The sequence below is a fragment of the Microscilla marina ATCC 23134 genome (genome assembly GCF_000169175.1).
GTDB lineage: Bacteria > Bacteroidota > Bacteroidia > Cytophagales > Microscillaceae > Microscilla > Microscilla marina.
Window position 1 is genome coordinate 189,678 of record NZ_AAWS01000006.1, and the last position, 13,789, is coordinate 203,466.

The window sequence follows — 13,789 nt, forward strand, 5'->3', positions numbered from 1 at the left end:
CTCCGGTACTCCAAATATAAATAAAGAGTTTAATGAGCCTGTAAGAACCTTTCTTACAGGCTTTTTTTACATAGCTAAGACCGGGTAAATTGGGTAATTACTTGTGTGTGTTGTGGGTATAGTTTGATAAGTTCCTCTCTCTTGGCAAGTTCAAAGTCTTCAAACTCAAATCCTGGGGCTACTGTACAGCCTATCAAGGCAAAACTATCAGGCGCAATTACTCTGATAGCAAACCACGATCCAGTAGGAATCACCGTTTGTAACAACTCACCATTGGCTATATCACTGCCAATGTGTTGGGTAGTCAGGTTGCCGTCAGCATCTATCATGTGTAGTTCTAGGGCGGTACCTGTATGAAAGTGCCATAGCTCGGTGGTGCGTAAACGGTGAAACGTTGAAAACTCTTTAGTTTCTAACAAAAAATAAATGCTGGTGACATGACAGCGCTTGCTTGGGTACCTTTCGGGAAGTGCTTCTTGTGAAAAAATTTCTTCAGAACGATAAGTTTCTTTGTAATAACCTCCTTCTGGGTGAGGAGTCATACCTAACTGGTCGATAAAGTATTGTGCGTTGTGAGGCATTGCTAATAGATTTAAGTCTATAAATACCCCAAAGTTGCTCATCTTATGTTTGCTTTCCCAAATTTTCTGTCATAAAATTAAATGTGTGTTTCAAAGTTGGTATTTAGAATTAAAAATGATGATTTTTTTGCTTGGCGAAGTCAACCAGGCACTGCTTTATCCTTAAAAATATAAGTCTTAAGTCCTCCTCCTTTTCAGTGCACAAGCGTCAAAACCATTTGCAACTCCTTCAATAAAAACTGGTCTTTTTCTAAAAAAAATACATACTATGAAAAGGATCATTCTTTACTTTGCTGTTTTGTTATTATTGGTTGCTGGAATCTGGTTAATATATAAAAATTATATTTTTGTTACTCCACTCATCATTCCTAAGGTAGCGATTCAACCGTTTTTGGGCATTGATGATGCTTCAGTTAAAGAAGTAAAAAAAGGCATTGAGCGTTACTATGGTATTCAAGTAACTGTCTTGCCTTTGATAACATTACCACCACATGCCAAAAACACCCATATTCTTAAAAAGTACCACTTAAGACTCCCTGTTCGCTATCGAGCTGATAGCCTGATTGCATACTTGAGGCGTACCAAATCCAATGATTTTGATTATATAATAGGACTTACTAATCAAGATATTTCAGTTACTAAAGACAAAAAGCCTAAGTGGTTGTATACCGATTGGGGGATTTTTGGTTTGGGCTATCTTCCTGGTTCTAGCTGTATTGTATCTACCTTTAGGTTGCATCGTTATGCTAACCTACAATTGATGCGTACTCGTTTGCGAAAAGTAGCCATTCATGAGTTAGGGCATAACTTTGGTCTTGACCATTGTCCCAGTCGTCAGTGTGTAATGCAAAGTGCTCGTGAAACAATGGTGACTATAGATACCGAACCAGAAAGCCTTTGCCATAATTGTAAAAATATAATGAAAGCTAAGTTTTTGCTGGGTTTTCCTGGTGAGTAATTAGTAAGAAAGTAATGGAATGATGGATTTATAGGGGTATATCTTTGAAAGCATCCAACGAAAAGGTATTTTTAGTAACTGTTTTTCATCCAACCTTTTTTCCTTATGATAGTAAAACGTGTAGCCTTACTCACTTTAGTATGCTTATGCACCACATTGGTTGATGCATATGCCCAGTTTGTTCGGGAAGACATCTTGTATATCAAACCCAATGCGCAAGATTATTTGTTGTATACTACTACCCGCTCTAACTTTGGTGCTTTTTCCAAAATATTGCCTAAGTCTACCAACATTGCAAAAAAATACCTTTACATCAACCCTGAAAAATACAGTATTGGTGAAACCTCTCGCTATAAGAAGATTATGTTTCCTACCGGAAACTTTGCCTTAATGAGCGAAGAACGTTTCACTGACAAAGAGTTGAAGGTAAATAAAGAAGGTATTTTTACCTTTAGGTTTGATTCTATACCAAGGCTAGGAGGGAGACATTATGGCTTATCTACTACTGTTAGATATTACAAACAGCTTACTTATGTGTGGGTACTACCCGAAGATTATGAGTTTGTTGATTATAGCTGCAACAAACCAGGGCAATGGGTAAAAAAAGGGAATACCTTGGCTTATTTTGGCTACAAAGTAAATGATGTATTACCTAAAATCAGGTTTCGCCCTGTGTTACAAGTTACCCTCGAAAACGTGAAATCACTCCTTTATGAAGTTAACTCTAAAGGAATGGCGGTAACCAGTAACAGCAAAGGAGTGCAAATTAATTGTCGTAGGGGAGTATTATTTACCAAGGGCACAACTGCGATTTCATCGCTAGGGCAAAATATTTTGGTAAGGTTGGCAAAAACCCTCAAAAGCTCTGTCAAAGTTCGCCTGGCAATTGCTGTTCCGGTCAGAAATGGAATAGATGCAGGGCGTTGGATGTTGGCGTCGGCAAGGGGGCGCACTATGGTAGAACAACTCATCAACCGAGGCATTGATCCGGCACGCATTGAGGTAAATACATTTGGTGTAAAAACTAGCCAGGCAAAAAAAGGCATTGAAATTCAACTAATTAATGCTCCCAAACGCAAGCAGTAATATAATTTGACTGTCTAAAGTACCTATAAGGCTTTAATGTGTTACTTTTTTTACCTCAAGTTTATCAGGGCATTGTGCCAACAATTGGGTTTGGGTAAGTTGTAATACTGGATGTACCAGCAAAGGAGCTATTTCTACCAAAGGTGTTAAAGTAAATCTGCGGAGAGCAATTTGGCTGTGTGGTACATTCAAATCCTCGCTCTCTAGCATCATTTGATCATAGTATAAAATATCAATATCAATTAGTCGTTCACCCCATTTCCTGTATTTTTGCCGCCCCATGGCTGCCTCTATGCTTTGGGTTACCCTTAGCAACTCCCTTACTTCCAGAGAAGTATTGATTGCCAATACCTGATTATAAAACACGGGTTGATCTGCTATGCCCCAAGGCATTGTTTCATAAATAGCCGAGTGTTTTTGTACCCTGCCTGCTTGGCTTGTCAGCATTTGTATGGCTGTATGTAGGTTTTGGGTTTTGTCTCCTAGGTTGGTTCCCAGCAATAAATAAGTAATAGACATAAAACAATTAATTGTAATTTATTGGGCAAAGTTAATATTGCTATTGCTATCTTAAATTAACTCTGTTTGTTTTTTTCTATTTTTGTTTACAACCATTGATAGTCATCCAAATTTAAAGATTATGATTCGTAGATTTTTAGGTAATGTCTTAGCTACATTCGTTGGTATTAGTTTGTTTACCGGGCTGGTCATTTTTTTCATATTTACCCTTGTAAGTAGTAGCAGTACTATCACTACTGACCAAAAGAGTGTATTGTTGCTTAAGTTAAATGGTAATATTACCGAACTAGACATAGATAACCCTGTACCTAGCCTTGACAATCCTTTGAATCCGGTGGTTGATGGCACAGGTTTGATGGGAATTTTGCATAACATAGAAAAAGCTAAAAATGATCCTAACATTGCTGGCATAGTGCTGCATTTGCAAAGTATAGGGGCTGGTTTTGCTTCATTAAAAGAGTTAAGAGAGGCTTTGAATGATTTTAAGCAGAGCAAAAAGTTTGTTTGGGCTTATGGCGAATACCTCAGCGAAGGCGCTTATTACTTGACCTCTGTTGCCAATAAAATTTACCTGAACCCTACGGGATCGCTTGAGTTCAATGGGTTGAGTGCACAACGTACATTTTACAAAGGAGCTTTTGATAAATTAGACATAAAACCAGAGATTTTCAGGGTAGGTACTTATAAAAGTGCTGTGGAGCCCTATATGACTGATAAAATGAGTGAAGCAAGCCGAAGACAAACCGAGTCTTACCTCAATAGTATTTATGATTTATACTTAAAAGATATTGCCACTTCCCGTAAAGTATCTCTTGCTCGGCTTACTCAGGCATCAGACAGTGGCTTGGTACAAAGTCCAGCAGACGCACTTAAGTATCAATTGATTACTAAAATAGGTTATTATGACGAGCTGGAGGCAGAGGTGAAGCAGCGGCTTGACTTAAACGAAAATCAAAAAATAAAATGGGTGAGGCTGAGCAAGTACCGTGAAGTAGAAACCGAATGGGAAAAGCAGCAAAAAAAATCTAACCACCGCATTGCTGTAATTGTTGCCGATGGAGAGATTCGTTCGGGCAATGGGAGGGATGGCATTGTAGGTGCTGCCAAAATAGTAAAAGCTTTGCGGAGAGCACGAAAAAGCAAAAGTGTAAAGGCCATTGTTTTGAGAGTAAATTCACCTGGTGGTAGTGCCTTGGCTTCTGATATAATGTGGCGTGAAATTCATCTTACCCGAAAGGTAAAACCTGTAATTGCTTCTATGTCTGATGTAGCAGCTTCGGGAGGGTATTATATAGCAATGGCGTGTGACACTATAGTGGCTCAGCCTAATACTATTACGGGGTCTATTGGCATTTTTAGTATTTACTTTAACCTTGCGGCGTTTCAAAAAAATAAGTTGGGCATTACCAATGACTATGTAAATACTGGCAAGTTTTCGGCTTTGGGTGACCCTTCTTACCCGTTTACTGAAGCCGACCGCCAGATTTTGCAACGTAGCATAGAAAGAGGTTATGAATCTTTTACTTCCAAGGCTGCCAAGGACCGTGGTATGTCGTTAGCTGAACTCAAAAGTGTTGCATCAGGTAGGGTGTGGGCAGGCAACGAAGCCAAACAAAATGGTTTAGTAGATGTTTTGGGTAGTTTTAACGATGCGTTGGCAATTGCAGCAAAAAAAGCAAAACTTAGCAAAAAAGACTATAGATTATGGTTTTTGCCTGTAGAAAAGCCTCTCATAGATAAAATTAAGGATAACTTAGGAGTATCGGTAAAAGCCCGGCAACGGATGTTAAAACAAGAGTTGGGAGAGTTATACCCTTACCTTGAAATACTCAAAAAAATCAAAGAAACCCCACAAGTTCAGGCACGTTTGCCTTATGATATTGTGATAAAATAAGCAAGCAACAAGCCACCAGGTGTTTTTTGCTTGTGGCTTGTTACTTTTCTTTTAGGAATTTAGTCAGAGCTACTAAAAAATAAAGTAATTCAAAAGAAGACTGTATCTGTTTGTTCCGCTTTGCAGAACCTTTGATTGAACGATGAAAAAAAACTTTGCGTAGCCTTAGCCATGGAAGTCCCTTACAGGGTAAATTTTTGAAGAAGCACAACGCTCAGAGATGAAGTTCAATGAATTAGGTTATTTTTGTAGTTTTACTAAGCACCGTTTATGACCCTATTTTACCTTCCCGCCATTGTTCTATTTTGGGGTACCACACCTGCTCATATTCGGGGTAACGCACCAAAGTGTAATGGTTGTCTACAAATTGATTAGGGTTGCGTAAAAATGTAAAATGGATGTCTGAGAAACTGGCACTTTGGGCATAAGTCCACATCTCTTTATTACGGGTACGCACTACTCTGGTAGGGTTGCCAAACACAATAAAAACCATTCCCTTATCAGTTTTCCAACCTGGTTTATAAGTAGTAAAAAACTTGTTGGCAAGTTTTACCCGGCGGTAATATTCACGAATGCTTCGTTTGGCTACCTTTATGTTGCCCGACATAAGCTCAAGCCAAAGCCTGTCTAAATCTTTTTTCTTTTCCGACGATTGCTTGAGCTTGTTCAACTCACCTTTGGTAGTAATGTATGTCAATGGATCTATCAAGTCTACTATTTTGCTAAATTTAGGGTAACGGTGTTCGGCTACAATAAAACTAATGCCATAGTATTGGTTAGTGTCTGCCTGTACTATATACAAGCCTGGTTTTTTAAGGTTCAACTGAGTATTAGTTTGTACCTTAAATGTACTGTCCACTTCCATTTTTTTCTTAATGTTACGACGCGACAATGACATAGGTGGACGAGCCGCCTTAAAGTTATGCTTATAGTGCTTTATAAGGAGGGTTTTATTGGTACCAGCCAAGTCCTTGATTTGAATGCTGGCTTTATTTAAAAAGTAGTTGCGAAAAAGAGGTTGCTTGCCTTGGGCGTCAAAAATACTAAAGCTTTGGCGTATTTTATTTACAACAAACTCTAGGGGTACATCCAAAGTGATTCTTTGCCCGGTTTTGCTGTCATTGGCTTCTATCAACATTACAGCACTGGGCATTGTTTTTTTGGGTATGCTAAAGTTGTAATAAAAATCAGCTCCTTGTTTGGTTATTGTTTCTGGAGTAAGCTTGAGAGTTTGGGTTTCTATAAATTCTTTACTACGGTAATTAGGCAAAACCCCGTACTTCAACGATACATCCTGTAGCATTTCTATCAGGTTTGAAGCATTTCTTAAGCGTGGGATATTAAGCTGTAAAAAAACATGTAAACGTTCATCTTTTGCTATTACCCGGTGTAGCATAGTCATAGGTTTGGCAATAGAAGGTCTTTTTCGGGTAGTAGCAATCGCTTTGGGTTTCGAGGTAGAGTTGGTTGTCTTTTTATTAGACGTTTTTTGCCCAGTGCTAAGCAAACACCCTTGCAGGGGCAAGAAAAGAGGCACAATGGCAAAAAACATGAACAGCAATCTTTTTCTCATTGTATTATTGGTTTGTTGTATTATCCTTAAATCTAACAGGTAAGCAGGATGAATGGTTAGGGTACACACTATTTTAATGACCATACAAAAAGGCAAATCCCCTATTTTGTCAAAACTCAAATTCAAGTTACAAAATTTTGTAACCTGCCTGTATATTCTTGACAAAGATATACTAAAAAGCACAGCAGGCTACCAAAAAGTGATGTACAATAATCAGTGTAGATTGTGGATAACTTTTATTAACATTCGATACTAAAATTGTCGATATATCAAGCTGCTATTTCCAACTTGCTGATAATAAGGAGTATACCTTGATATATAACAATGCTAACTGACACAAAGTTGATTCAATCAGTGAGGAACAAGTAAAGTTATGCACAATAGTCAATATAAAATGTGGATAACTTTTGTTAACATTCGACACTAAAATTGTCGATATGCCGCAACTTACTCAGGGTAACAATTATGTAGTGAAAAAATGAAATTTAAATATACTCTTGTTACCTTTACCAAAAACCCCTTAAAATTATGTTGTTAGCTGTAGACATTGGTAATTCTAATATTGTATTAGGGCTTTATCATCAGAACGAATGGATGTACCACTGGCGTTTACAAACCATTACCGAAAAAAGTGCCTCTGAGTACGAAATGAACCTTCGCACCTATTTTCTTGAACAAAATCTGGCAATCAGCGATGTCAATCATATTGCGCTAAGCAGCGTAGTACCAGGACTTATTCCTGTATTGCGCGATATGTTATGGCATTTGTTTGGCAAAGAGCCATTGGTGGTTACTCCTGAGGTAATTAAGCAACTACCGGTAGGTGTACAAAAGCCTCACGAAATAGGCTCCGACCTGGTAGCAAATGCAGTAGCAGGCTATGATATGTTTAAAGATAATTGTATTGTAGTTGATTTTGGTACAGCCCTTACGTTTACTACAATATCAACAAAAGGTAATATTTTAGGTGTAGCCATTGCTCCAGGGCTCAAAACTTCTATTTATGCATTGTATAAAAACACCGCCAAACTGCCTGATATAGAAATTCCACTTGAGTTGCCTGACTCTGCCATTGGAAAAAACACCGAACACGCTTTACAAGCAGGGGTTTTGCTAGGGTATGTGGGGTTGGTAGAGCACTTGATTGCTCATATTCGCCAAGAGTTAGGAGGAAACTGTAAGATAGTAGCTACAGGAGGATTGTCATCGGTTATTATTCCTCTCAAGCAACAGTTTGATGCTATAGAGCCAATGTTGACAATGGATGGTTTACGTTTGATTAATGAGTACATGCATCAAAAACAGGGGTGAGTTTGTTGAGAAAGGGAGCGTGTTTAGTCAATTACATTTCGGGTTGGTCAATGGCCTGTAGTTGAAACATTACCTGGGTACCTACCCCTTCTTCGCTTTCAATTTCAAGTTGTCCACCGTTTTTTTCTACAAACTCTTTACATAACAACAGTCCAAATCCAGTACCTTTTTCATTGGCAGTACCGTGGGTAGATAAGTGAATTTCGGGCGAAAATATTTTTTCCAATGCATCTGCTTTGATTCCTACACCTTTATCGATAATACTTACCTTAATAAAGTCCCCTTCTCTTTTTGTATAAATGTTTATTTGGTTTTTGGGATAGGTAAACTTGATAGCATTAGATAATAAGTTGCGTAACACAAAATCAAGCATATTTTTATCTGCTTTTACATAAGTTTGAGGCTCAATATGAATCATCAGGCTTATTTGTTTCTCAAGGGCTGCTTTTTCATACAATACCACATTGTCTTGAATAACAGGGGCAAGGTCAAATTCTTCTGGCACATATTCAAAGTCATCGGTTTGAACAAGTGACCATTGCAAGAGGTTTTCCAATAAATCTATAACACGTTGTACAGCCTTGTCCATATCTTCGGCAAAGTGCCGAATCTCGTCTTTTGAAAAACCGTTGATGTGGTGTAGTAAAACCTGTAAAAAACCTTTGATCGTATTGAAGGGGCTACGTAGGTCGTGTGATAGTATTGCAAGCAACTTGTCTTTTACTACATTAAGTTTTATGAGGTGCTCTTCTGATGCTTGTGATAGCTCGTTTACATTATTGAGTTCTTCGTTTTGGTGTTCCAGTATAAGTGACTGCTCCCTTATTTCAGTAAGTTGGCGCTGCATTTCCTGCAACATGCGATTAAAGTTGCGGGTAAGCTGCCCTACTTCATCCTGTGAGTTACTTTCTTTGATAGAGAGGTTTTCTGAAAAATTACTGTTGACTGTTTTGTTAATGTACCGAGACAAACCCACAATGGGGCGAGTGATCACAGTTGAAAAATAAATGCTCATAACAATGCTCAATACTACTGTTGCAATAACCATTGCAATAAATATATTCTCGAAATCGGCACTTATATTGGCTGCTCGTTGATTGATTTTACTTACAAAGTTTTGGGTAAACTTTGAAAGGTTGTCGGCGTAAGCTCGTAACTCGTGGGTGAGCCCCTTGCCAGCTCCTACTCCAATACGTTGTTTGAGCGCTACCATTTCTTTGAATGTTTTTAGGTAGTCTCTGAGTAGTTGTTGTGCCCTAATTTTGTCATTGTGGCGTACTTGTGGGTTAAGTATTACATCTGTTTGCCATTGTAGGCAAAGCTTTTCTAACTGTTGGGCGTATTTTATATCTTTTAGTATGAGGTAATCGCGCTCGTATTGTTTAAGGGTTAACAGCTTGATTTGATTAAGTGAAGTAAGCTTTTCTAAGGCCTCAGTGTATCGCTGCATTTCACCTTTGATGCCGTAATTTTTGAAACCCAAACGACGGGTAAGTTGTACTATTTGATCAAAAGATGTCTCATAGTTTTGTAACTCGTGTAGAATTTTTTTGGCTTCAGTTTCTACTACAGTCTGGTCTATGTCGAGTGCTTGCACCTCTTCAAAGCTTACCAGTGTATATAAATGTTTATTAACATCTGCTACCAAATTTTTGTGCTTTGTAATGTACTTACTACTGCCTTGAGCATAAAAGTTGGGATTGTTGGTTTCATAGTCAAAAAAATCTTGCTCCAGCTTGATCACCTTAAAAGTATTTACCAACACATTTTCAAGGTTAACAGCAATGGTAGATATTTTACTGCTTTTGCTATGAAACCAAAAGCCTATACTAGCAACTACTATGATGATAATGCTAAAAAACAAAAACGTAGTCAAAAGCTTGAATCTCAAAGAAATAAACTTGGGCAACATAAAAGTTAAGGAGTAAAACTAGTACTTGATCTACTAGGAAGCCAAAGTACTAGTGTTGATAAGCAATAAATTAGCCTGAGAAATTAGGGGAAGAAAGGCTTTAAAATAACCTTTGTTGAGTATTACTACTTGCCTTAAAAGCATCCTTATAGATTTGTAGATTTTCTTCATCAAAACAAACAAAAATAACCGATTCAAGGCTTGCTCCTTCGTCACTTTCTACAAAATCGCTGACTGTTTTGATGGCTATATCTGCGGCTTTACGTTTAGGAAATTTATAAATCCCTGTGCTTATATTAGGAAAAGCCACCGTTTTAAGTTCGTGGGCCACTGCAAGTTTGAGGCTGTTTAAGTAGGCACTCTTTAGCAATTCTTTTTCGTTATTATACCCTCCCGACCAAGTAGGTCCTACTGTATGAATGATATGTTTAGCAGGGAGCCTTCCAGCAGTTGTAATCACTGCCTCTCCTACTTTACAACCTCCTTGTCGGGCAATTATTTTATAACAATCCCTTAGTATATCTTCGCCACCTTTGCGGTGAATGGCTCCATCTACACCCCCGCCACCTCGTAACGAAGTGTTGGCTGCATTTACAATAGCATCTACTACTTCAATGGTTAGGTCCCCTTGTTTATAACTAATTTTTGAGTTCATATATTTTAAGTGTTAAATAACTGACAAGAGCGAATAGTTGATAAGATACAAATTTATTTGTACCTGCCCAAAAATTGGCTTTTAAGCTACTTGTTTATCAGCAATGAAGCAAATATTCTTAAATTGTTCGCGGAAAGGTACTATATTATTTAAAACCCTTAAAGGCTTCTTTTGAGTCGATACTGGGTGAGTGTAATAGCGTAAAAGAAGTGGCCAGTCAAATCAGTGTGTTTAAGCAAGTATTGTCAAAAAATCCTCCCAAAATCTGGCAAGAATTTTTCATCGCTTTGACGCAAAAAGCATATCAATTGAATAACCAAAACAATGAGTATTTGATTTATCAATTACCGGACAATCCTGAGTTAATACGTTTGATAGCCAAAGATGAGTTTTTGCGTAAATATATTATCAGGGCAGAGTATCACAGTGTATTGATACCTCATAAGCATAAAGCCAAAGTGAAAAAGTCGGGATTTTTGATTGTGCTTGAGTGATAAAGCCAGTTTATCACTCAAGCAACTGATTAAAATTTAGCCTGCTTGTATAAGAATTTGCCTTGCTACGGGCAACAGCTCTTGTTGTAGGTTTAAATCAAACTTGCTAAGACTGATTTGATCGCCTCCTTCAAATGAAATATCAATTTTGTATACATTATCTATTGATGCCTTTATTTCTATAAGAGAAGCCGCTGCTTGGGGCTTGTAGGCTTCATAAGCTATCAATGCTTCTTCATTTTGTTGGTAAGCCTTGGTTGTCTTGATCTTTTCGCCTGTAACACTCCTTTTATCATGCTTAAAAAGCTGATCAATTACTTGGGTATTTTTTAGAATATCAGCAAGACTTATTTTTGACTGAGGTAGTTCCCAGGTAAAGTCATAACCTACATTCTTAGACTGAATGATATACCCTTTGGTGGTTTGCTGATTGGTAAGTGTAAACTCTGTAGCTTGTTTTTCTAAGGCTGATACATCAAAGAAACCAATGGTATAGCTCGTTGGTTTTTTGCTTAGGTAATTAGCATACTTTTTTCTAAGTGCAAAAGGCAAGCGCTGATCGGTTGCTTCAGCATACCCGACTTGTTTTTGTTCTTGGTATAGCTTCTTGCTTTGTGCAATTGTTTTACGATTGGTAGGAAAGGTTTGTTTTTGCATTTGTCCATTGGTACCTACTACTCCTTCGTTTACAACCAACTCTTTGTCAGAGGCAAGCACCTCCCAAAATTGCTGCCCATTTTCCAGGTATTTATGAAAGGTATCATTGCTATCAGGACCAAACCTGTATACACGGTAGCGTCCATTATGGTTAAACTGCCAGCTTTCTTCAGCAGTTACTTCATCCATCAAAGTGGAAACTTCTGCCTGAAGCGCCTGAAACCCTTGTTGACGTAGTTTATTTTTTACATCTAAGGTGGTAGTGGTGCCAAATGCTTCTATCAGGTCTTCAGCTGCTTCTTTTACGGCGTCTTTGGTAAGGGTTTTCATAAGGTTGATAAATGCTAGGTGATTTTGACTAAAACCTTCATTTTAACATTTGAAGATACTAATTAAACTGAAAAAACAGCAGGTAAAGTCGTTGTTTTAGGCTATAGAATTAAGATTTATTTTTTGCTTAAAACTGGTGCTTGGCAAATGTTACTTACCAGCATTTCCACTTCTTGAGCGAATATTTTGACCATTACGTCCAGTACGGCTTTGGTATCTATAAAAAGCCCTTACTTTATTTTCTCGCTCATCGTCATAAAACGGTGAAGTACGTCTGCTATTTCTCGAGAATGTGCTGCCCGTTCCATACAAGTTCTTTTCATTACTTTTGCCGTAATAAGACTGACGTTCCCGATAATTATGAAAGTAATTCATAAAACGGGTTTTAGACACAGGATAAGCCTGTATATTACATATCCTTGCCATATTGCGGTACCTTCTTCTAAACCTCCAGGTAATTTGATCTTGTTTGGTTACCCATCTACCCATTTTTTTGTTTCCTATGTAATAAGCATAACCCGGTGGCGAAACAATCAACGAAACCTGATCGCCTTGTGGAGAGCCCTTTTTAGAAGCTATTTGCATATCAAGGTTATGATAATGTTCAAAGAACATGTCTTTGCCAACTGGTAAAAAATCAGTGACACTTACTTTCATACGGCGAGGGTTATCAGCATTGGTTATTACCTTATACTTGTGTTTAAAGCGGGCATTGTTTGGGGCTGATTTTGACCATCCTTCTACATCCATATTATAGAGTATTACAAACATTGGAAGCTTGCTTTCAGGTGTTTTGTCCAAAATATCTTTCAGCGGATTGGCATGTTCATTTTTGCTAATGACCACATAAGACATTAAACCTGTAAGTACAATTGCAGCAACAAAGTATATGGTAGATCTTTTCATAGTTGATAAAATATTGTAATGCTTAAAGTTAATGATTTTTGGGGCAAGTATTGGAGTGTAGGCAATAAAAAAACAGTCTGAATATTGCATCCAAACTGTTTTGATTTTGATATATTTTGAGAAATTAAATACTATTGTATTAAAAGCAAGGAAATTACTTTCCAGAGCTTCCACTTCTTGATCTTGAGCTGTAACCACTACGACCACTTGAGCGAGAAGAACGGCTGCTAGAGCGATACTTGCTGTAAGATGAGCGAGTACGGGTAGAACGACCACTGCTGTAGTAAGAACGAGAAGAAACGCCACGAGAGTAGCTACTACCAGTACCATATCTACGGCGAGAGCCAGTTCCTCCATAATAAGGACGTCTGCCAGCATAGCTACGCTGATACCTGCTGTAAGAGTTTCTACGTACAGGGTAAGTAGCCATGTTAAACATAGTAGACAAAAACATGTACTTTCCGTAGAAAGACCAGAAAGACTCACCACTACTGTTGGTCTTCCATTGTCCGTATTGCTTGTTACCTACATAGTTAGAATAACCAGGAGGTGCTGGAATCTTACTTACCACTTCTTTACCAGTAGTAGAATCTATACGTTTAGATGCAAGCTCCATTCCCATGTTATTGTAGTTTTTCGCAAAATCTTGCTTACTAACTTGTGTCCAGGGGGTAATGGTTTCTTTCTTTTTAGCTGGATCATCCAAGTTAGTAATCACCTTGTACTTGTTCAAACGACGTGAACCTTTTACGTCCATGTCATACAATATTACCGATAAAGGCAATTTGTCTTTAGGTGTTTGTCTAACGATGTCGTCTACTGGATACTTAATGTATTTTTCACTGCCACCACCACAGGAGGTTAGCATGAAGGTCATCATTAAGGCAAATAGATAAATAGAGTAGTTTTTCAT

At 38.0% G+C, this 13,789-nt stretch carries 13 protein-coding genes; 5 read left to right on the top strand and 8 right to left on the bottom strand.

The window, feature by feature from the left end; translation table 11 throughout:
• Positions 1–74 precede the first annotated feature (74 nt).
• Positions 75–581 (bottom strand): cupin domain-containing protein, encoded by a 507-nt coding sequence (locus M23134_RS06885; RefSeq protein WP_157558375.1) that lies wholly within the window; start codon positions 579–581, stop codon positions 75–77.
• 268 nt (positions 582–849) lie between these two features.
• Between M23134_RS06885 and M23134_RS37660 the strand changes: the two genes are divergently transcribed.
• Positions 850–1,539, top strand: a complete 690-nt coding sequence (locus M23134_RS37660; protein ID WP_002694853.1) for an archaemetzincin — start codon at positions 850–852, stop codon at positions 1,537–1,539.
• Between the two features lie 105 nt (positions 1,540–1,644).
• Positions 1,645–2,625 carry an OmpA family protein gene (locus M23134_RS06895; protein ID WP_002694855.1) on the top strand — a complete coding sequence of 327 codons (981 nt, stop codon included), beginning with the start codon at positions 1,645–1,647 and terminating at the stop codon, positions 2,623–2,625.
• 33 nt (positions 2,626–2,658) lie between these two features.
• Here the strand turns inward: M23134_RS06895 and folK are convergent, their stop codons facing one another.
• A complete protein-coding gene (gene folK / locus M23134_RS06900) occupies positions 2,659–3,144 on the bottom strand; it encodes a 2-amino-4-hydroxy-6-hydroxymethyldihydropteridine diphosphokinase (protein ID WP_002694858.1) in 486 nt (161 codons plus the stop codon).
• Positions 3,145–3,265: 121 nt separating this feature from the next.
• Between folK and sppA the strand changes: the two genes are divergently transcribed.
• Positions 3,266–5,038, top strand: coding sequence for a signal peptide peptidase SppA (sppA, locus tag M23134_RS06905; RefSeq protein ID WP_232296781.1), 1,773 nt, complete (start codon positions 3,266–3,268; stop codon positions 5,036–5,038).
• Positions 5,039–5,306: 268 nt separating this feature from the next.
• Here the strand turns inward: sppA and M23134_RS06910 are convergent, their stop codons facing one another.
• Positions 5,307–6,611: a GWxTD domain-containing protein gene (locus M23134_RS06910; RefSeq protein ID WP_157558376.1), complete on the bottom strand. Its 1,305-nt coding sequence runs from the start codon at positions 6,609–6,611 to the stop codon at positions 5,307–5,309.
• 528 nt (positions 6,612–7,139) lie between these two features.
• On the opposite strand from M23134_RS06910, the gene M23134_RS06915 reads away from it, so the two are divergent.
• Complete coding sequence (locus M23134_RS06915) at positions 7,140–7,922, top strand: type III pantothenate kinase (protein WP_002694864.1); 783 nt, start codon at positions 7,140–7,142, stop codon at positions 7,920–7,922.
• 31 nt (positions 7,923–7,953) lie between these two features.
• Here M23134_RS06915 and M23134_RS37665 read toward each other — a convergent pair whose 3' ends face one another.
• Entirely contained in the window at positions 7,954–9,813 is a 1,860-nt protein-coding gene (locus tag M23134_RS37665) for a HAMP domain-containing sensor histidine kinase (protein WP_198144989.1), read from the bottom strand.
• A gap of 121 nt (positions 9,814–9,934) precedes the next feature.
• On the bottom strand, positions 9,935–10,489 hold the full coding sequence (locus M23134_RS06925; protein WP_002694867.1) for an O-acetyl-ADP-ribose deacetylase: 555 nt from the start codon (positions 10,487–10,489) through the stop codon (positions 9,935–9,937).
• A 287-nt stretch (positions 10,490–10,776) separates the two neighbouring features.
• Here M23134_RS06925 and M23134_RS06930 point away from each other — a divergent pair, with 287 nt between their 5' ends.
• Positions 10,777–10,983: a hypothetical protein gene (locus tag M23134_RS06930; protein WP_198144990.1), complete on the top strand. Its 207-nt coding sequence runs from the start codon at positions 10,777–10,779 to the stop codon at positions 10,981–10,983.
• Between the two features lie 36 nt (positions 10,984–11,019).
• On the opposite strand, the gene M23134_RS39685 is transcribed toward M23134_RS06930, so the two are convergent.
• From M23134_RS39685 to M23134_RS06945, 3 genes are all read right to left on the bottom strand, one after another.
• Complete coding sequence (locus M23134_RS39685) at positions 11,020–11,970, bottom strand: WGR domain-containing protein (protein ID WP_002694871.1); 951 nt, start codon at positions 11,968–11,970, stop codon at positions 11,020–11,022.
• A 150-nt stretch (positions 11,971–12,120) separates the two neighbouring features.
• Positions 12,121–12,876 carry a hypothetical protein gene (locus M23134_RS06940; protein ID WP_157558377.1) on the bottom strand — a complete coding sequence of 252 codons (756 nt, stop codon included), beginning with the start codon at positions 12,874–12,876 and terminating at the stop codon, positions 12,121–12,123.
• A gap of 154 nt (positions 12,877–13,030) precedes the next feature.
• Positions 13,031–13,789 carry a hypothetical protein gene (locus M23134_RS06945; protein ID WP_002694875.1) on the bottom strand — a complete coding sequence of 253 codons (759 nt, stop codon included), beginning with the start codon at positions 13,787–13,789 and terminating at the stop codon, positions 13,031–13,033.

Excerpts from the sequence above, each read along its gene's own strand:
- M23134_RS06925 (WP_002694867.1), bottom strand. The coding sequence starts at position 10,489 with ATGAACTCAAAAATTAGTTATAAACAAGGGGACCTAACCATTGAAGTA.
- M23134_RS06940 (WP_157558377.1), bottom strand. The coding sequence starts at position 12,876 with ATGAAAAGATCTACCATATACTTTGTTGCTGCAATTGTACTTACAGGT.
- M23134_RS06895 (WP_002694855.1), top strand. The coding sequence starts at position 1,645 with ATGATAGTAAAACGTGTAGCCTTACTCACTTTAGTATGCTTATGCACC.
- M23134_RS06945 (WP_002694875.1), bottom strand. The coding sequence starts at position 13,789 with ATGAAAAACTACTCTATTTATCTATTTGCCTTAATGATGACCTTCATG.
- M23134_RS06910 (WP_157558376.1), bottom strand. The coding sequence starts at position 6,611 with ATGAGAAAAAGATTGCTGTTCATGTTTTTTGCCATTGTGCCTCTTTTC.
- M23134_RS06915 (WP_002694864.1), top strand. The coding sequence starts at position 7,140 with ATGTTGTTAGCTGTAGACATTGGTAATTCTAATATTGTATTAGGGCTT.
- M23134_RS39685 (WP_002694871.1), bottom strand. The coding sequence starts at position 11,970 with ATGAAAACCCTTACCAAAGACGCCGTAAAAGAAGCAGCTGAAGACCTG.
- M23134_RS06885 (WP_157558375.1), bottom strand. The coding sequence starts at position 581 with ATGCCTCACAACGCACAATACTTTATCGACCAGTTAGGTATGACTCCT.
- folK (WP_002694858.1), bottom strand. The coding sequence starts at position 3,144 with ATGTCTATTACTTATTTATTGCTGGGAACCAACCTAGGAGACAAAACC.
- sppA (WP_232296781.1), top strand. The coding sequence starts at position 3,266 with ATGATTCGTAGATTTTTAGGTAATGTCTTAGCTACATTCGTTGGTATT.
- M23134_RS37660 (WP_002694853.1), top strand. The coding sequence starts at position 850 with ATGAAAAGGATCATTCTTTACTTTGCTGTTTTGTTATTATTGGTTGCT.